This window comes from Pseudomonas sp. AA-38, from assembly GCF_029457475.1.
Taxonomy (GTDB): Bacteria; Pseudomonadota; Gammaproteobacteria; order Pseudomonadales; family Pseudomonadaceae; genus Aquipseudomonas.
Window position 1 is genome coordinate 1,773,847 of sequence record NZ_CP120359.1, and the last position, 17,557, is coordinate 1,791,403.

General features: G+C 58.9%; 17 protein-coding genes, 1 tRNA gene and 2 pseudogenes. 10 read left to right on the plus strand and 10 right to left on the minus strand.

Features of this window, described 5'->3' with window-relative positions:
- The first annotated feature begins 195 nt into the window (after positions 1-195).
- Both PVE35_RS08130 and PVE35_RS08135 read left to right on the plus strand, forming a co-directional pair.
- Positions 196-435, plus strand: a complete 240-nt coding sequence (locus tag PVE35_RS08130; protein WP_268182612.1) for a sulfurtransferase TusA family protein — start codon at positions 196-198, stop codon at positions 433-435.
- Between the two features lie 36 nt (positions 436-471).
- Positions 472-1,533 carry an AI-2E family transporter gene (locus tag PVE35_RS08135; RefSeq protein WP_268182614.1) on the plus strand — a complete coding sequence of 354 codons (1,062 nt, stop codon included), beginning with the start codon at positions 472-474 and terminating at the stop codon, positions 1,531-1,533.
- Between the two features lie 78 nt (positions 1,534-1,611).
- On the opposite strand, the gene PVE35_RS08140 is transcribed toward PVE35_RS08135, so the two are convergent.
- Both PVE35_RS08140 and PVE35_RS08145 read right to left on the minus strand, forming a co-directional pair.
- Positions 1,612-2,085 (minus strand): peroxiredoxin, encoded by a 474-nt coding sequence (locus PVE35_RS08140; RefSeq protein ID WP_268182615.1) that lies wholly within the window; start codon positions 2,083-2,085, stop codon positions 1,612-1,614.
- A 191-nt stretch (positions 2,086-2,276) separates the two neighbouring features.
- Positions 2,277-2,834: a glycine cleavage system protein R gene (locus tag PVE35_RS08145; RefSeq protein WP_268182616.1), complete on the minus strand. Its 558-nt coding sequence runs from the start codon at positions 2,832-2,834 to the stop codon at positions 2,277-2,279.
- A 202-nt stretch (positions 2,835-3,036) separates the two neighbouring features.
- Here PVE35_RS08145 and dapA point away from each other — a divergent pair, with 202 nt between their 5' ends.
- The 5 genes from dapA (at position 3,037) to PVE35_RS08170 (ending at position 6,834) form a co-directional block, all read left to right on the plus strand.
- Positions 3,037-3,915, plus strand: a complete 879-nt coding sequence (dapA, locus tag PVE35_RS08150; protein WP_277374325.1) for a 4-hydroxy-tetrahydrodipicolinate synthase — start codon at positions 3,037-3,039, stop codon at positions 3,913-3,915.
- Positions 3,916-3,932: 17 nt separating this feature from the next.
- Positions 3,933-5,051, plus strand: a complete 1,119-nt coding sequence (gene bamC / locus PVE35_RS08155; protein WP_277374326.1) for an outer membrane protein assembly factor BamC — start codon at positions 3,933-3,935, stop codon at positions 5,049-5,051.
- 86 nt (positions 5,052-5,137) lie between these two features.
- Positions 5,138-6,007, plus strand: coding sequence for a phosphoribosylaminoimidazolesuccinocarboxamide synthase (locus PVE35_RS08160; RefSeq protein ID WP_277374327.1), 870 nt, complete (start codon positions 5,138-5,140; stop codon positions 6,005-6,007).
- 119 nt (positions 6,008-6,126) lie between these two features.
- A tRNA-Ser gene (locus PVE35_RS08165) sits at positions 6,127-6,216 on the plus strand.
- A gap of 312 nt (positions 6,217-6,528) precedes the next feature.
- Positions 6,529-6,834, plus strand: a complete 306-nt coding sequence (locus tag PVE35_RS08170; protein ID WP_277374865.1) for an HNH endonuclease — start codon at positions 6,529-6,531, stop codon at positions 6,832-6,834.
- Here the strand turns inward: PVE35_RS08170 and PVE35_RS08175 are convergent.
- The 5 genes and pseudogenes from PVE35_RS08175 to PVE35_RS08195 all read right to left on the minus strand — a co-directional run.
- Positions 6,779-7,106, minus strand: a pseudogene (locus tag PVE35_RS08175) (tyrosine-type recombinase/integrase); the annotation flags it as partial. The gene PVE35_RS08170 and the pseudogene PVE35_RS08175 overlap by 56 nt on opposite strands.
- Positions 7,107-7,459: 353 nt before the next feature.
- On the minus strand, positions 7,460-8,017 hold the full coding sequence (locus PVE35_RS08180; RefSeq protein WP_277374328.1) for a hypothetical protein: 558 nt from the start codon (positions 8,015-8,017) through the stop codon (positions 7,460-7,462).
- Between the two features lie 109 nt (positions 8,018-8,126).
- On the minus strand, positions 8,127-8,507 hold the full coding sequence (locus PVE35_RS08185; protein ID WP_277374329.1) for a hypothetical protein: 381 nt from the start codon (positions 8,505-8,507) through the stop codon (positions 8,127-8,129).
- A 118-nt stretch (positions 8,508-8,625) separates the two neighbouring features.
- Entirely contained in the window at positions 8,626-9,108 is a 483-nt protein-coding gene (locus PVE35_RS08190; RefSeq protein ID WP_277374330.1) for a hypothetical protein, read from the minus strand.
- A 581-nt stretch (positions 9,109-9,689) separates the two neighbouring features.
- Complete coding sequence (locus PVE35_RS08195; protein WP_277374331.1) at positions 9,690-10,586, minus strand: AraC family transcriptional regulator; 897 nt, start codon at positions 10,584-10,586, stop codon at positions 9,690-9,692.
- A 220-nt stretch (positions 10,587-10,806) separates the two neighbouring features.
- On the opposite strand from PVE35_RS08195, the gene PVE35_RS08200 reads away from it, so the two are divergent.
- From PVE35_RS08200 to istB, 3 genes are all read left to right on the plus strand, one after another.
- On the plus strand, positions 10,807-11,529 hold the full coding sequence (locus PVE35_RS08200; protein WP_346772062.1) for a hypothetical protein: 723 nt from the start codon (positions 10,807-10,809) through the stop codon (positions 11,527-11,529).
- Between the two features lie 106 nt (positions 11,530-11,635).
- Positions 11,636-13,150 carry an IS21-like element IS1491 family transposase gene (istA, locus tag PVE35_RS08205; protein ID WP_128651466.1) on the plus strand — a complete coding sequence of 505 codons (1,515 nt, stop codon included), beginning with the start codon at positions 11,636-11,638 and terminating at the stop codon, positions 13,148-13,150.
- A 17-nt stretch (positions 13,151-13,167) separates the two neighbouring features.
- Positions 13,168-13,923, plus strand: coding sequence for an IS21-like element ISPpu7 family helper ATPase IstB (gene istB / locus PVE35_RS08210; protein ID WP_230927319.1), 756 nt, complete (start codon positions 13,168-13,170; stop codon positions 13,921-13,923).
- Positions 13,924-14,427: 504 nt separating this feature from the next.
- Here the strand turns inward: istB and PVE35_RS08215 are convergent.
- From PVE35_RS08215 to PVE35_RS08225, 3 genes and pseudogenes are all read right to left on the minus strand, one after another.
- Positions 14,428-14,535, minus strand: a pseudogene (locus PVE35_RS08215) (tRNA dihydrouridine(20/20a) synthase DusA); the annotation flags it as partial.
- 246 nt (positions 14,536-14,781) lie between these two features.
- A complete protein-coding gene (locus tag PVE35_RS08220; protein ID WP_277374332.1) occupies positions 14,782-16,167 on the minus strand; it encodes an MFS transporter in 1,386 nt (461 codons plus the stop codon).
- Positions 16,168-16,219: 52 nt separating this feature from the next.
- Positions 16,220-17,452, minus strand: coding sequence for an OprD family porin (locus tag PVE35_RS08225; RefSeq protein WP_277374866.1), 1,233 nt, complete (start codon positions 17,450-17,452; stop codon positions 16,220-16,222).
- Positions 17,453-17,557 lie beyond the last annotated feature (105 nt).

Sequence of the window (17,557 nt, forward strand, 5' to 3'; positions counted from 1 at the left end):
CGTTCGGTATCCTAGCAGGCCGTGGAAAACTACCTGCGTTGGCAATACTGCGTTAAAAACAGCCTCGTGTGCGAGCCCAGTCAAAATGCTCATTTACTACACGTAAACTGCGCTTTCTCGGCCGTTTTTGCCTTGTCTTGCCTGCCTCGTCTACGTTTTCCAACGGCCTGCTAGCCGTCTTTGTTGGAGTAGACGATGACTGATGTACCTGAGTTCGATGTCGAACTCGACGCCTCCGGGCTCAATTGCCCCCTGCCACTGCTCAAGGCCAAGCTCGAACTCAATCGCCTGAGCAGTGGCGCGGTGCTCAAGGTCACCGCCACCGATGCGGGATCGCAGCGCGACTTTCGCGCCTTTGCCAGCCTGGCCGGCCACGCGCTGCTGCATGAAGAGGTGGGCGAGGGCGTCTACCGCTACTGGTTGCGCAAGGCCTGATCCGTATCGGGCCAAGGTTTCTTTGAAGGATTGCTGATGTTCAAGGTTTTGCAGGATTGGGTGCACCGTTACTTCTCCGATGAGCAGGCGGTGGTGTTGGCGGTATTGCTGGTGCTCGGCTTTGCCGTGGTGCTGACGCTCGGCGGCATGCTGGCGCCAGTGCTGACCGGGCTGGTGCTGGCCTTCCTGATGCAGGGGCTGGTCAATGGCCTGGAGCGCCTCAAGGTGCCGCAGACTTTGGCCGTCTGGCTGGTGTTCACCCTGTTCATGGGGGCACTGGTGGTGTTCATGCTGGTGCTGATGCCATTGCTCTGGCAGCAGCTCAGTACCCTGTTCAACGAACTGCCGCGCATGGTCGTCGAATGGCAGGCGCTGCTCCTGCTGCTACCGGAGCGTTATCCCCACCTGATCAGCGATGCCCAGGTGCTGCAACTGATCGAAAGCATGCGCGGTGAGGTGGGCAAGTTCGGCCAGTGGGCCTTGTCCTTCTCCCTTTCCAGCCTGCCGATGCTGGTCAGCCTGATGATCTATCTGGTGCTGGTGCCGATCCTGGTGTTCTTCTTCCTCAAGGATCGCGAGCTGATCGGTAGCTGGTTCCGCGGCTACCTGCCGCGCGAGCGGGCGCTGATCACCCAGGTGTCGCAGGAAATGAACCAGCAGATTGCCAATTACATTCGTGGCAAGTTCATCGAGATCATCATCTGTGGTGTGGTCACCTATATCGCCTTCGCCTATCTGGGGCTCAACTACGCCGCGCTGCTGGCGTTGCTGGTGGGGCTTTCGGTGGTGGTGCCCTACATCGGCGCGGTGGTGGTGACGGTGCCGGTGGCGCTGATCGGCCTGTTCCAGTGGGGCTGGAGCGACCAGTTCATCTACCTGATGATCGTCTACGGCATCATCCAGGCGCTCGACGGCAACGTGCTGGTGCCGCTGCTGTTCTCCGAGGCGGTCAACCTGCATCCCGTGGCGATCATTTGCGCGGTGCTGCTGTTCGGCGGCCTGTGGGGCTTCTGGGGTGTGTTCTTCGCCATTCCCCTGGCCACCCTGTTCAAGGCGGTGATCAACGCCTGGCCGAGAATCGAGCCGGAGCCCGTCTAGCACCTAGCCGGGGCCTACACAAACTAAAACGCCGCGTCCTCCCTGGGAGGCGCGGCGTTTTTCATGCCTGAAGCGGGCTCAACCCTTGTTCAGCGCCTCGGCGGCGGCGAGCACCTTGTCGACATGGCCGGCAACCTTGATGTTGCGCCACTCCTCGCGCAGCACGCCGTCCTTGTCGATGAGGAAGGTGCTGCGCACGATACCCATGTATTCCTTGCCGTAGTTCTTCTTCATCTGGTACACGCCGAACAGGTCGCAGAGCTGGTGCTCTTCGTCGCTGATCAGCTCGAAGGGGAAGGCCTGCTTGCACTTGAAGCTCTCGTGCTTCTTCAGACTGTCCATGGACACACCGAAGATCAGCGTATTGGCCGCCTTGAACTGCTCGAAGCGGGCGCTGAAGTCCATGCCTTCGGTGGTGCAGCCGGGCGTGGCGTCCTTGGGGTAGAAGTACAGCACCACCTGCTGGCCTTTCAGCTCGGAAAGCTTGACCTGCTGGCCGCTGGTGGCGACAGCCTGGAAATCGGCAACGGGTTTGTCGAGTTCGACGGTCATGGAAACTCCTTCATTTAGGTTCTGTACGAAAAGTCGTCGAGCGAAGGTCAGGCGAGGCAAAAACAGGTGAGGACGCGGAGTTTACGAGCTGTAAATGAGCATTCCGAACCTGTTTTTAACGAAGCATCACCGAGCGCAGGCACTTTCCGTACAGAACCTAGCGGTTATCGGCGATCTCGCGAGATACACACTCAGGGATTCTGTGGGCGCCAGGGTTCGATCAGCGCATCCAGATTCAAGGCATCGGCGAAATCGAGGAACTGATCGCGCAGCCAGCTGATCTGGGTGCCGGCCGGCAGCGTCACGGTCAGCGTGGCGTTGAGCATGGTGCCGCCGGTCTGCGGGGCTTGGTAGGTGTCGCAGGTCAGGCTCTCCAACTCGACGCGATGGTCGAGGAAGAACTGGCACAGCTCGTTGAGAATGTCCGGGCGGTACACGGCGCTGACGTAAGCCACGTAGGGCAGCGCCTGCGGGCGTGCTTCGGCCGCGCCACTGCGAATCAGGTTGACCGAGAAATCGTGCTTCTTGGCCAGTGCCGGCATGCCGGACTCCAGGCGGGCCAGGGCATCCCAGCTACCGGACACCTGCAGCACCAACGCGCTGTATTCGCCATGGCGGCTCAGGCGGGTGCTGATCACGGCGCAACGGTTCTCGTGGCAGGCGCGGCTGAGCAGATTGGTCAGGCTCATGGCATCGCGGCCAAGGGCACTGATGAGCAGGAATTGTTCGCGAACGACGGGGGTGGACATGCAGCCTTCCTAAAGCGATGAACGGCCTGGACGCTCGGGCCACAGGCCAAAGGCAGCAGGGTAACCAAAAGCACCGCCGAGGGGAATGGCGGCGCGGGTCGCGAGAGAATGCCGCAGGCAGCGCGAGCCCTTGATCCTTGCTTGTGCCGGACACTAGGCGCCAGTACCATTACGGCTCAATTTTTCCGGCAGGAGTGGTTGCATGATTGCGGGCAGTATGGTGGCACTGGTCACGCCCATGGATGCGCAAGGGGATCTGGACTGGGATGCCCTGAGCAAACTGGTGGACTTCCACCTGCAGGAGGGTACCAATGCCATCGTCGCGGTCGGCACCACAGGTGAATCTGCCACGCTGGAAGTGCCCGAGCACATCGAAGTGATCAAGCGTGTGGTCAAGCAGGTGGCCGGGCGCATTCCGGTAATTGCTGGCACTGGCGGCAACTCCACCCGTGAGTCCGTCGAACTGACCCGCGCGGCTCAGGAAGTCGGCGCCGATGCCTGCCTGCTGGTGACCCCCTACTACAACAAGCCGACTCAGGAAGGCCTGTACCTGCACTTCCGTCATATCGCCGAAGCTGTGGCCATCCCGCAGATCCTCTACAACGTACCAGGCCGCACCGTGTGCGACATGCTGCCAGAAACCGTAGAGCGTCTGGCCAAGATCGATAACATCATCGGCATCAAGGAAGCCACCGGCGACCTGCAGCGCGCTCAGGACATCATCGATCGCGTGAGCAAGGACTTCCTCGTCTACTCCGGTGACGACGCCACCGCCGTGGAACTGATGCTGCTCGGCGGCAAGGGCAACATTTCCGTGACCGCCAACGTCGCGCCGCGCGCCATGAGCGACCTGTGCGCCGCCGCCATGCGTGGCGAAGCTGCCATCGCCCGCGCCATCAACGACCGCCTGATGCCCCTGCACAAGGCGCTGTTCATCGAATCCAACCCGATTCCGGTGAAGTGGGCCCTGCATGAAATGGGCATGATGGGTGACGGCATCCGCCTGCCGCTGACCTGGCTCAGCCCGCGTTGTCATGAACCGCTGCGCCAGGCCATGCGCCAGTGCGGTGTATTGGCTTAACCCTAAGGATTCTACGCATGAAGCGACTGGCCGGACTCTCCGCCCTTGCTCTGATCATCTCCAGCACCAGTGGTTGTGGCTGGCTCTGGGGTGAAAACGGTTATTTCCGTGATCGTGGCAGCGACTACCTGGAAGCGCGCCAGACCGCGCCCATGAAGCTGCCTGCCGACGTCGATGCCAAGCGTCTCGACCCGCTGCTGCCGGTGCCCGCTCAGGTACCCAACGACACCCAGACCTCCGGTGAATTCGAGGTGCCGCGCCCGCAGGCCATGCAGGTGCGTAGCGACGAGCGCGACTTCAGCCTGCAGCGCAGCGGTGATTCGCGCTGGATCGTGGCCCAGCGCGTGCCGGCCGAAGTCTGGCCGCTGGCTCGCCAGTTCTTCGAGGACAACGGCTTTCGCATCGCCGACGAGCGCCCGCAGGTGGGTGAGTTCACCACCGCCTGGCAGCGTTTCGACGAACTCTCCGCCAATATGGCGCGCCGTCTGAGCAGTCGCGTATCCGGCGTCGCCGCCGATGCCGAAACCCGCGTGCGCGTGCGCATCGAGCCAGGCGTGCAGCGCAACACCAGCGAAGTCTTCGTCACCAGCGTCCAGCGCCCGGCCGGCAGCACCGCCGATGTGGCCTTCGCCGCCAGCGGCAACGCCAGCCTCGAAGGCGCCTTGCTCGACGAGATGATGGTCAGCATGGCGCGCAGCGTCGAGCAGGGTGGTTCGGTTTCCCTGCTGGCCGCCCGCGACTTCGACGCGCCGAGCCGCGCCAGCCTCAGCGAAGACGGCAACGGCAATCCGGTACTCAACCTGAGCGCCGACTTCGACCGTGCCTGGTCGGGCGTAGGCCGCTCCCTGGAGCTGGCCGACATTCGCGTCGACGACCTCAACCGCAGTCTCGGTGTGTACTACATCAACCTGGCCGAAGGCGCGCAGAGGCGTGACGAGAAGCCGGGCTTCTTCCGCCGCCTGTTCGGCAGCGAGCCAAGCAAGGAAGAGATCGAAGCCCGCGCCGAGCGTTACCAGGTACGCCTGACCACCGTCGGTGAGGGCGTTCAGGTCACCGTGGAAAAAGACCTCAACACCATCGCGCCGGACGATGTGGCGCGTCGTGTACTGGGGCTGATCCAGGACAATCTCGGCTAAACGGCCCGCAAGCCCAGCCGATCATCGATAGGCGAAACCCGCGCAGGGTTTCGCCTGTTTCGTTTGCCAGAGACGGAAATGCCGATATGAGCACACCCACCACCCTGAGCCTGAAGAAAATCTACTCGGGCAAGGTTCGCGACCTCTACGAAATCGACGACAAGCGCATGCTGATGGTGGCGACCGATCGTCTCTCGGCATTCGACGTCATCCTCGAACAACCCATCCCGGAGAAGGGCAAGATCCTTACCGCCATCTCCAACTTCTGGTTCGACAAGCTGGCCGGCGTGGTGCCCAACCACTTCACCGGCGACCAGGTCGAAGACGTGGTGCCGGCTGCCGAACTGCCCTTGGTCGAAGGTCGCGCCGTGGTCGCCAAGCGCCTCAAGCCGGTGGCCGTGGAAGCCATCGTGCGTGGCTATATCGTCGGCTCCGGCTGGAAGGAATACCAGAAGAGCGGCACCGTCTGCGGCATCGCCCTGCCGGCGGGCCTCAATGAAGCGGCCAAGCTGCCGCAACCTATCTTCACCCCCTCCACCAAGGCCGCCGTTGGCGACCATGACGAGAACATCAGCTTCGAGCAGTGTGAAGCCATCATCGGCGCCGAACTGGCCGCCCAGGTGCGCGACACCGCCATCAAGCTCTACAGCACCGCCGTCGAATACGCTGCCACGCGCGGCATCATCATCGCCGACACCAAGTTCGAGTTCGGCCTCGATGAAGACGGGACCCTGACCCTGATGGACGAAGTGTTGACCCCGGACTCCAGCCGCTTCTGGCCGGCTGACAGCTACGCCGAAGGCAGCAACCCGCCGAGCTTCGACAAACAGTTCGTGCGCGACTGGCTGGAATCCACCGGCTGGAACAAACAGCCGCCGGCCCCGGCCGTACCGGCAGACGTGGCGCAGAAGACCGCCGACAAGTACCGCGAAGCCCTGACCCGCCTCACCGCCTGATCAGCCAGCCAGGCCGAGCCCGCCTCGGCCTGGGCTTTCACAAGCGCCTGATAGCACACGAAATTTTTTCAAAATAAGCTTCGCCAAACGTCATCGAACTGTTATCATGCGCGCCGCTTGGGAAGATGCCGGAGTGGTCGAACGGGACGGATTCGAAATCCGTTGTGTCAGCAATGGCACCTAGGGTTCAAATCCCTATCTTCCCGCCATATCTCAAGCCTAAGCCCCTGAAATTCCTAGAGTTTCGGGGGCTTTTGCTTTCTACGGCATGCAAGGTGTCGAAGAAGTGTCGAAAGTAGGGTTGAGCTAATAAGGCTACGGGGATAATCTCGACTCGCTGTTGCTGTTAGGCGCAGTGTTTGGCCAGTCAGGGTGAGCCTGCTGGTACCGTCTAGTTCCAGTGATTGGACAGCGGATTCCTTCTTTTCATTGGAGGGCCGCTGGCCATGACCCATCTTCAAAAACTCCGCAAATCCGCTTTCATGCAGCAGAACGGCAAATGCTGTTACTGCGGCTTTCTCATGTGGCTGGACTCAGCCGAATCATTCGCGATACAGCACGGAATCACCGTTAAGCAGGCCAGACACTTCCAGTGCACTGCTGAGCATCTTCAAGCTCGCCAAGATGGGGGGCGGGATGTTCCCGGAAATATCGCGGCAGCCTGCATTCGGTGCAATCAGCTAAGGCACAAGCGGAAGAAGCCGATGCCTGCTGAAAAGTACCTGCAGCACGTCGTAAAGCGCGTGAGCAAGGGTGGTTGGCACCCATTGCCTAAGTCGGCCACTTGCCAAAGAAGCTCTGATAGTCAGAAACAGGGCCGAGCTTAACTGCGTCCTGCAGGTGATCGGGCGCAAGGTGCGTATAGCGCATGGTCATGGCCAAAGTGGTGTGGCCCAGGATCTTCTGCAGGGTCAGGATGTTTCCGCCATTCATGACGAAGCGGCTAGCGAAGGTGTGTCGCAGTACATGAGACGACTGGCCATCGGGCACTGGTAAGCGAGACTCAGCCAAAGCTTTGTCGAAGCTGTTAAGGCAGTTGCTGAACTGTGCCATGTTGCTTGAAGTGCCGGTGTATCTGTTGTTCCAGATCCAGGGCAATGCCTCCGCAGCAACCTAAGCAGCCCACCGGCTCAGATAGCCCCGCAGAAAAACAGACCGTATTCAACGCTCAGAACTACACCCCGAGAGGGGCTGACAACGTGCTCAGCCTTTGCGAGAGCTACAAGCCAGTAGAGCCGGAAAAAACGGCTGATAAGGTGCGGGTGACGATAATTGAGCAAACACTAAGCATGAAAGATAGAGCGTGCTGGCCGCATAAAGAAGGCAGTATTGAGCGGCGTAATTGCAAATCACACGTTGGACTTAATTATAGAGATTGACGTTTGGTTAAGGGGCGGGCTTTAGCCCGTCCCAATGAGCGAAGCGAATGATTTGAACAACTGTTAGCGATTTTTACTCAAGCGGCTCAATGTGCTCTACATCGTTGACGGCATCCAACAGAAATGCTGCTGCAGATGCAATCAAAAACTCATAAGCGCTTCTAGTGCCGAACACTTCTATAAGGTTACTGTTTCCAGATTTTGAAAGGCCGTGATCTATCATGGATTCTGAGAATGAATCCATTATTTCTTTATTCAATGTGAATATTTCATGGACTCTACTTTTTACACTGTGGCTATCAAAAGTTTTCGGGTCAGAAATGTGTGCAAAATCATTCCTAATTTTTCTTAATAGGTGAAGGGTTGCTCTGACGTTGGATCGTACTAGTCCTACTCGGTAAGCTAAATTAATACGTGCAGAAAAAGTTGAGAATGCAGCACTGCCGTCGTCTAAGAGCTCATCCTTTTTCTCTAATGACGGAGCTAGTCTTCGCTTTAATAGCTGTGACAAAATATCATCTAGAATAGCTGCGGATACAATAACGCACCCTCTATCACTTTCTTCTTTAAGTGAGTTGATGAATTTTTGAAAGGATTCAGCGCGCCTGTTTCTGCGATCATGCTCATCCATGCTACGTATACCTTTCTAAAAACAGAGTTAATGGGGCACTCGGCTAGGGTGTCCGGTGGACGGCTGCTAGGCGGGGAACGAACTTAAATGCTGTTTGTTAGCATACTGATTATTCATAAGGGTAGGACTTCCCTTCTAGCATGCCGCCATTTGATAGGGTAATTTCCAGTCGTTTGAACAGGCCGAAGAAGTCAACGAGATTCATATTTACGCGTACGCGCCTTGCTTCTATTACATCACCGCTAGCAGCAAGCAAAGAAGGAAGGTCACGGTGCCCCTTCAGGTCGGTCACAAAGAACGTAACGTAAACTGGATCACTATGGATCCCATGATTTTCTCCAGCCCACATTTTGACGCCTAAAACGAATTCTTCGTCGTTGATCAATTCATTGTCTTTGAGCCACTTAGCTGCATTCTCTTTATCCGCGCGGTCGGCAGCTGCGCTACCTTTCATGTCGTTGTATTGTACTGATGCTTTAAAAGTGTCCATTTTCTTTCCCTTTGGCTGTAGTGCTAAAGTTTGGTTAAGGGGCGGGCATTAGACCGCCCCAGTGAGCGTAGCGGGCGATTTGAGCCACTTGTTAGGCATTGGGCCTCTATTCGTACCGCTACCTGATTTTTTGCCACGAACCATCAACGTGCTGGAGTACTTGAGTAAATTTTGAGATATCAATTGGCCCAATGTGTGCGACCTCTATTATTGGCATCACATTATGTCCATATGCATTATTTTGTTTCCATTGATCTATTAGATCAATGCCTTCAATTAATGAGTCTTCAACTAAATCTCGATTGGCTTCGATCCAAATCTTTCTGCCGCCGCTATTGTTGAGAGGCACAAAGGTAAACCAGCTGGCTACATATTTCTCGCTGTAGGAGTCCGGGTTGAAATCGGTGAAATCAAAGAGACTAACTCCTCCTAAGGTGCGTACATACGGATAGTGTTTTGGCCCCTGCGCGGCGCAATATCTGGAAACATCCGGAATGCTTGGCTCAGGAAGAATGGCACCAGTTTCAAGAATCAGCTCATAGTGTGCGGGCGTTGTAGAGTGCCAGAGCCGATTTAAGAGGATTTGCGGAAACGATGCCATGAAAAGTTCCTAACAGTGATTAGATAGCCTTCCTTACTAATGCATTAGCTAGGAAGGCGGTATAACTCCGGAAAAGGCAGCGCCAAAATCAGAAAAAAGAGCTTTCTTTCAAAGGCTTAGAAGGCGCAGCACAAATCAAAGCGTATTCGCTTGACTTCCACATTTTGCGCTTTCATTACTACTGGACAGATATACACAAAAGCACTGCGACGGTGCAAGGACAGCGAGGGTGCGTGTCGAAATCAACGGGCGATAGAGTGCCGCAATGGGCAGAAGAGATGAGACGAAAGCCTTGATTTTGCTAGCGTTGGGCAGGGAAGAGCAGCAACGGGCATTTGTAAGGGCTGGCTCAAATCCCTATCTTCCCGTCATGCAAGACCTCGTAATTCAATGGGTTAAGGGTTTTTTCGTGTAAAAAATGCAGAGTCGTTTGGGGGGCGAAATCCAGTACCACACCGCTCTGCTCAGACATATGCCGGCCCATGCGCTCTTAGTCATGGTCGTGTCGGTAGCCTAGCTGCTTGTCCAGCCATTCCAGTGTGACGTGGCTTGAACTGGCCAGGCCAGGACGTATGTCGACTTCAGGCTTTCCTGTAAGAACCAGGTGCTTCGCCTGTCCAGGCTTTGAAGGCACGCTGGAAGGCCGCGCTATCCGAGAAGCCGAGCTCTTCGGCGAGCTTGCTAAGTGGCACGTCCGAGCAGGTCAGGCGCTCGATCGCAATGTCGCGTCGAAGCTGATTTTTGATCATGCGGAAGGAAATACCTTCGTTATTCAGGTCGCGCTGCAAGGTGCTGGTTGAAACGTGGAGCGCCTTGGCAATGAAGCCTAGCTCGGGCCAGTCCAGCCTGTTCTGCAGAAGGAAGGCGCGCACTTTGGCCGAGGTTGGCTGATCGAGGCGCTGTGGTGCAACCAGGATATCTGGCGTTCTCGCGATGAAGCTTTTTATCTCGCTCAAGCTCATCTGCCAGCGTTGCGACAGGGCTTCGGCACCGAACCAGATGATCGTGCTGGGACGGTCAAAGCGAATTTTTCCCGGTAGCAGTTGTTCACACTCGGCCACATGCTTGGGCTGAGGCGTTGCCAGGTCAAATGCTGGATTCGGAAGTGGCTGCCCATAAAGCCAGTTCATGAGTCGTAGCAGCACGATCACCAGAATCTCATGAGCAAATGCTCTCTCCGGTAGATAGCTCGGTGGAATGTCGATGCGCAGCCCAGCCATCGCCCCATCACGTATTAGCAGCACGGTCACGTCATCGTGAAGCAGGTTCATCGCCTTACAGGCCTGGCGAATAGAGCCCTCGAAGGTGCTGCTACCTACGACTGATTGCACCATCAACGCGAGCGAACCTCGCCTCAGCCTTCTGGAGAACAACCCGACGCCTTCATCATCCAGCGCTTCCATGATGCTTCTGAACAAGCTCATGTACTGAGCGATGGTCACTCGGGCATCAGGTTGTTCCAGCGAGTCGGCTGACATGCCTGCCCTTATCAGAAACGGAGCCGAGGATCGCTCCATCCGCTTAAGCCCTGCGAGTAGGCCCTGAACGAATGCGACCGAGATGGTCGTGTGCGGTGGGAGTGTCGTCGACATATCCAGATTGAGGTCTTCTGACATTGGGTTGAAGTGAGTTGCTATCGCTGTCAGCCATGCTGATTCATAGCATCGCAGACACCTCAATCCAACTGTGAGAGCCGCAATGAGCGTGCGTGTCTGTGTATCCGGGGTTGGCATGATCCCCTTCAGCAAACCTGGCGCCAGTGAGACCTATGATGTCATGGCGGGTGCGGCTGTTCGTGCTGCGCTGCATGATGCAGGTATCGACTACGCGCGTATCGAGCAAGCTTATGTGGGCTATGTCTACGGTGATTCAGCCTATGGGCAGAAATCGCTGTATCCCATCGGCATGACCGGCATCCCCATTTTCAACGTCAATAACAATTGCGCGACTGGGGCTACTGCATTGTTCCTTGCTCGCCAAGCCATTGAGAGTGGGGCCGCAGATTGCGTACTCGCTTTGGGCTTCGAGCAAATGACACCTGGTGCGCTGGACTACATGTTCAATGACCGTCCCCGGTCGCTCTCTCGCTTTGAACAGCTTACCGATGAACTGTTGGGCAGCAGCAAGCTACCTTTTGCGCTGCGCTGCTTTGGTGGCGCCGGTTACGAGCATATGAAGCGGTTTGGCACCAAGCTCGAAACCTTCGCCAAAATTCGGGCCAAGGCCAGTCGGCATGCTGCGCAAAACCCTCTGGCTTTGTTCAAGAAAGAAGTGAGTGCTGATGACGTCATGGCGGCAGAAACACTGTGGCCTGGCGTGATGATGCGGATTCCACGGTCATCTGGCCACCCATTCCATGAACATCTGACCACCGATTCCACGCTGATCCGGCCACCCATTCCACGCGCATCCGGCCACTGATTCCACGGCCATCCGGCCACTCAACCGGGCAGGCAGCTACGCAGGATTTCTTCACTACCATCGACCTCTTTTTCGAAGCAGAGAGGTCGTCGTGGAGCGTTTATCCATGCGTAAGATTCGCGAAGTACTACGTCTCAAGTTCGAGGTCGGACTATCAGCTCGCCAGATTGCGGTCAGCGTGCAGGTCGGTCGTGTCACCGTCGGCGACTACCTCAATCGTTTTGCCGCCAGTGGTCTCAGTTGGCCCTGTTCGTTGTCCGATGCCGAGTTGGAGCAGCAACTGTTCCCGCCGGCCCCGGCGGTTGCCAGCGAGAAGCGGCCTTTACCCGATTGGGCATGGGTGCATGCCGAACTGCGCCGCCCCGGGGTGACCCTGGCGCTGCTCTGGCAGGAGTACCGCCTGAGCCAGCCGCAGGGCTTTCAGTACAGCTGGTTCTGTGAGCATTACCGAGCCTGGCAGGGCAAGTTGGACGTGGTGATGCGTCAGGAGCACCGCGTCGGCGAGAAGCTGTTCGTCGACTATGCCGGCCAGACGGTGCCGGTTATCGATCGCCACAGCGGCGAGATCCGCCAGGCGCAGGTGTTCATCGCAGTGCTCGGCGCGTCCAGCTACACCTTCGCCGAAGCCACCTGGTCGCAGCAGCTGCCGGACTGGCTAGGCTCCCATGCCCGCTGCTTTGCCTTCCTCGGCGGCGTGCCGGAGATCGTGGTGCCGGACAACCTGCGCAGCGCGGTAAGCAAGGCCCATCGTTACGAGCCGGACATCAACCCCAGCTACCGCGACCTGGCCGAGCACTACGGAGTGGCGGTGGTGCCGGCGCGGGCACGCAAACCGCGCGACAAGGCCAAGGCCGAAGTCGGCGTGCAGGTGGTCGAGCGTTGGATCCTCGCGGCCCTGCGCAACCGTCAGTTCTTCTCCTTGGACGAACTCAACAGCGCCATCTCCGTGTTGCTGGAGCGGCTCAACCAACGCCCGTTCAAGAAGCTGCCGGGCTCGCGCCAGACGGCCTTCGACAGCCTGGATCGTCCGGCGCTGCGCCCCCTGCCGGTGCAACCCTACGTCTACGCCGAGTGGAAGAAGGCGCGGGTGCACATCGACTACCACGTCGAGGTCGATGGGCATTACTACTCGGTGCCGTATCAACTGGTGAAGAAGCAGCTGGAGGTGCGCCTGACGGCGCGCACCGTCGAGTGTTTCCACGCCAACCAGCGAGTGGCCAGCCACCTGCGCTCAATGCACAAGGGCAGGCACAGCACGCAGGCCGAGCACATGCCCAAGAGCCATCGCGAGCATGCCGAGTGGACGCCGCAGCGGCTGATCCGCTGGGCCGAGCAGACCGGGCCGAACACCGCCGGCGTGATCCGGCACATCCTCGAACGGCGCATCCATCCGCAGCAGGGCTACCGGGCCTGCCTGGGCATCCTGCGCCTGGGCAAGACTCATGGCGAAGTGCGCTTGGAGCTGGCCTGCCGACGCGCCCTCAGCCTCGGCGCGTGCAGCTACAAGAGCCTCGAATCGATCCTGTGCCAGGGCCTGGAAAGCCTGCCGCTGGCTCAAGCCAACCTGCCGCTGCTGCCGGACGACCACGCCAACCTGCGCGGCCCCGGCTACTACCACTGAACCCAAGGAAACTCACCATGCTGCCCCATCCGACCCTGGACAAGCTGCAAACCCTGCGCCTGCACGGCATGCTCAAGGCGCTGAACGAACAACTGAAAACCCCGGACATCGACAGCCTGAGCTTCGAGGAACGCCTCGGCCTGCTGGTCGACCGCGAGCTGACTGAACGCGACGATAAGCGCCTGAGCAGCCGCCTGCGCCAGGCCCGGCTCAAGCACAACGCCTGCCTCGAAGACATCGACTACCGCAGCCCGCGCGGGCTGGATAAGGCGCTGATCCTGCAACTGAGCGGCGGCCAGTGGCTACGCGACGGCCTCAACCTGATCATCGGCGGCCCCACCGGCGTGGGCAAAACCTGGCTGGCCTGCGCCCTGGCCCACCAGGCCTGCCGGGACGGCTACAGCGTGCGCTACCTGCGTCTGCCGCGCCTACTGGAAGAGTTGGGCTTGGCCCATGGCGACGGGCGCTTCGCCAAGCTGATGAGCAGCTACGCCAAGACCGACCTGCTGATCCTCGACGACTGGGGCCTGGCGCCGTTCACCGCCGAACAGCGCCGCGACATGCTGGAGCTACTGGACGACCGCTACGGCCAGCGCTCGACCCTCGTGACCAGCCAAATGCCCGTGGACAACTGGCACGAACTGATCGGCGATCCAACCCTGGCCGATGCCATCCTCGACCGCCTGGTGCACAACGCTTATCGGATCAATCTGAAGGGTGAATCAATGCGCAAACGGACGCAGAAATTGACGACGCCAGCCAACCCAGACTAACAATGCCACCCCTGCGTCGCTGCGCTCCGACTGCCCGGCCGGATGGCCGTGGAACAGGTGGCCAGATGGCCCTGGAATGCCTGGCCAGATGAGAGCGGACTGGGTGGCCGGATGGCGTGGAATCCGCATGTTATCGCCTAGCATAGAGGCGAGTGGCTCACTCACACTCCTCGCTGAGCTCAATATCGATACGACGCGTTGTGTGCGCCGACTTTCCGTATCCCGGGTGCAATCCAGGGGCGTGATGAGATGCAGGTGTGCGCAGAACAGCGATCGTGGATGGGTAGTACAGCGCGAAACCCATCACTAGCGAGGCGCTGCCTCAGCATGCTGCGGGCAATAGAAGGGCTAGGGAGGTTAGCGGTGCAGTCAGTGGTAAAAAAGTGGCACGTGTTTGTTCTATGGTCTTCTGTAGCCCAGCTATTTCAATGCCGCCGAGGGCGAGCTATGAGATGCTAAAAATTTGCTAAATGCTAAGATCTATTTATATAAGCTATTGATTTTTAAGCGTAAAAAATAAAATGCTGTCCAATCCATCATCGGCGCTACGGAAAAGCGGCGGGACAGGGCAGGGCGCGTGGTAACGGGGAGGGTGGCTGATTCTGGGAACATTCTGGTACGTCTGATGTAAGGCAGTCTGCGCCCGTTTTGCTTTTCCTGCCTGCGTCAGGCCAGGTGGCGATGGTCAGGAAGCGCGAGCGCAGAGGGCGTAGACCCGCATGAGGTGCGATGGCGTGCAAGTCTATCAGGAAAGCCTGGCATGCGATCGGCAGCAGAGGGCCGGGGCCTCTATGCTACCGACCAGATGTACTCCCATGACCGTTTCGGCCTTGCCGCGGCGATGGTCATGGACTCCCTTCACCCTGTGCTGATGGAGGTAGAACTCTTGCGGTTTTCGGCTGGCTCGGTGCTGCTGCCGCCCTGTGGGTAGATGCGTGCCACGCAGAAGGCACATAGCGCCAGTACAGCCGGGCACAGGGCCAGTATGGCGAAGCTTCTGACCACCGGCAGACCGCTGTTGAGTACATAGGCGCCCAGCAAGGGGCCGAGGATCGAACCGATCTTGCCCACCGAGGCGGCCCAACCCGCGCCATTGGCGCGAATCGCGCTGGGGTAGAAGATCCCGGCGATACTGGTGATCCCGTAGTGGCTGCCTTTGACGAAGATCGCCCCGATCAGGCTGAGTGCGATGAAGGCGTTACCCTGCAATCCGGCAACCCCCAGTACCAGCAGGAAGGGCAGTGACAACAATGGGTAGACCATCACCGCATAGGGCCCCTTGCGGTCGACGAAGCGCATCAATACCAGGCCGGCCATGGCTCCGCTGAAGGATGCGAAGGAACTCACCCAGGAGGCTGTGCCACGATCGAAACCGGCGTAGGTGTAGACCAGCGGACTCCACGAGGCAAGAAAGTACATGGCCATGGAGCTGACCCCGAAGCCGATCCAGAGCATCGGGGTGACCCATTTCAGTTTCCCGGCGAATAACTGGCCGACCCGGAAGGAGCGCTGGCCGAGATCGACTTCGTCGCTAAGGGTGTAACGGTCATCCGCGCGCAGCTCCAGGTCGGGATCGAGACGCTTGAGGATGTTCGCGACCTTCTCCGGCTGTCGCTGCTTGCTAACCAGAAACCGGACTGACTCGGGCAGGGTAAACAGAAGCAGTACGGCAGAGGCCAGGGTGGCGCCACCGCCGAGCAGGAACACGCTTTGCCAGCCGAACCGCGGTGCCAGCCAGACGCTTAGCGGGCCAGCCATGGCGCCGCCCAGGCTGAAACCGACCATGATGATGGTCACCACCGTGGCGCGATAGCGTCTGGGCACGAACTCGATGTTCAGTGCCCAGCACAGCGGCAGCATGGCACCGAGCGCGAAGCCATTGCAAAAGCGCAGAGCCAGCAATGCCTCATAGCTGTTGGCCAGCGCGAACAGCAGCGTCAGGAAGCCGAAGGAAAAGGCCGAGAGGATGATGGTGGGGCGGCGACCGATACGGTCGCCCAGATAACCGAAGAAGAAACCGCCGAGCATCATGCCGAACAGGCCAATGGAAAACACATTGCCCAGTTGCAGCTTGCTCAGCCCGATGTCATCGGCCATGTAGGACGCGGTGTGCGACAGCATCAGCAGGTCGAAGCCATCCAGAAAGGTGATCAGTATCGAGACGGCAATCACCCCGTAATTGAAGCGCGTGAGTGTGCGGCCCTCGATCAGGGCGGCGACATCGATGGTGCGTGGAGTTGTCATTGTTGTTCTCCTTGAGTAACTGGCCCCGTGCAGGCGGGGCCAGGCGCATCGATCACCAGAATTTCAGGGTGTAGGCGACGATCAGGCGGTTCTCGTCCAGGTCCTGGGTCAGGCCGTTGCCGGAGCGGAAGGTGACATTGCGCCAGCGCATGTTGACCCCCTTGAGCGGGCCGCTCTGGATGACGTAGCCGATGTCGGTGTCGCGTTCCCATTCCCGGCCGTTGCGAACCGCGCCGCTATGGATGTCGCTGCCGGCAACGTAGCGCGTCATGAAGTACAGGCCGGGAATTCCCATGCCGACGAAGTCGTACTCGTAGCGCAGTTGCCAGGATTTTTCGTTGATCTTGGTGAAGGGGTTGTAGGTCACCAGATTGGCGACGTAAGGCGTGCCGGTATCGATGACCGGGAATGCGCTGTCACCGGAGAGCCGTTGGAAGGCGGCAGCAAAACGGTGGAAGCCGACGCTGAGGGTGAACATGCCATTGATGTTGCGGTTATCGATCCTGCCTGCCTTGCCGGCGCCGATATCGCGGCTGTCGAAGTAGCGAAGATCGGTTTTCAGACTGATGCCGTCGCTCAGTGGCAGGGTATGCACGAGCCCGGCGAACTGCTGCCGATAGATGTCGTCGAGTTCGCCGTGGTGGTAGCGCAGGGTCAGGTTCGGCTTCAGTTGGTAGTCACCGCCGAACATGTCCAGGTGTGAGCTGCTCTGGCCCGCATAGCTGATGTCATCGTTACCCGAGGAATCGCGACCGTTGGCGTGGGTCAGGCGGCCAGCGGTGAAGGTCAGCTTGTCGATTTCCTGGGAGGTCAGCAGCGCGCCGCTGAACGTCGAGGGCAGCAGGCGGGTGTCGCTGTAGTAGGCCAATGGCAGTACCGGCATCAGGGTGCCGACGCGCAGTTCGGTTGCCGAGAAGCGCATCTTGCCGGTCAGGCCCAGTTCGCTGTAATCGTCCACCGGTTCCTGGCTGTTCGGCCCGAAGGGCAGCAGTCCGGTGCCTCGTCGTCCACGACCGGAGTCGAGCTTGATGCCCAGCTCGGCCAGCGCATCGACCCCAAAACCGATGCGTCCTTCGCTGTAACCCGAGTTGAATTGCGCGATGAAGCCTTGCGTCCATTCTTCGGCTTTTGCTTGGGCTGCACCGCTTTGGCGGAAGTCGCGGTTCAGATAGAAGTTGCGTGTGGTCAGACTGGCCGTGCTGTCTTCGATGAAGTCGGCGTTGGCCGGCAGCGCGATGCTGAGCAGAGCGCTGGTAGCAAGGCTCAGAGCGCTGGGTGAGAGCATCATGTTCCTGATCATTGTTGTTGGTCTCCAGGAGTTGTCGGGGTGAAACACGGGCATGAGCGCTCCCGCTCGCGCCGTGGCGACGCGATGGGAGAACGAACTTGG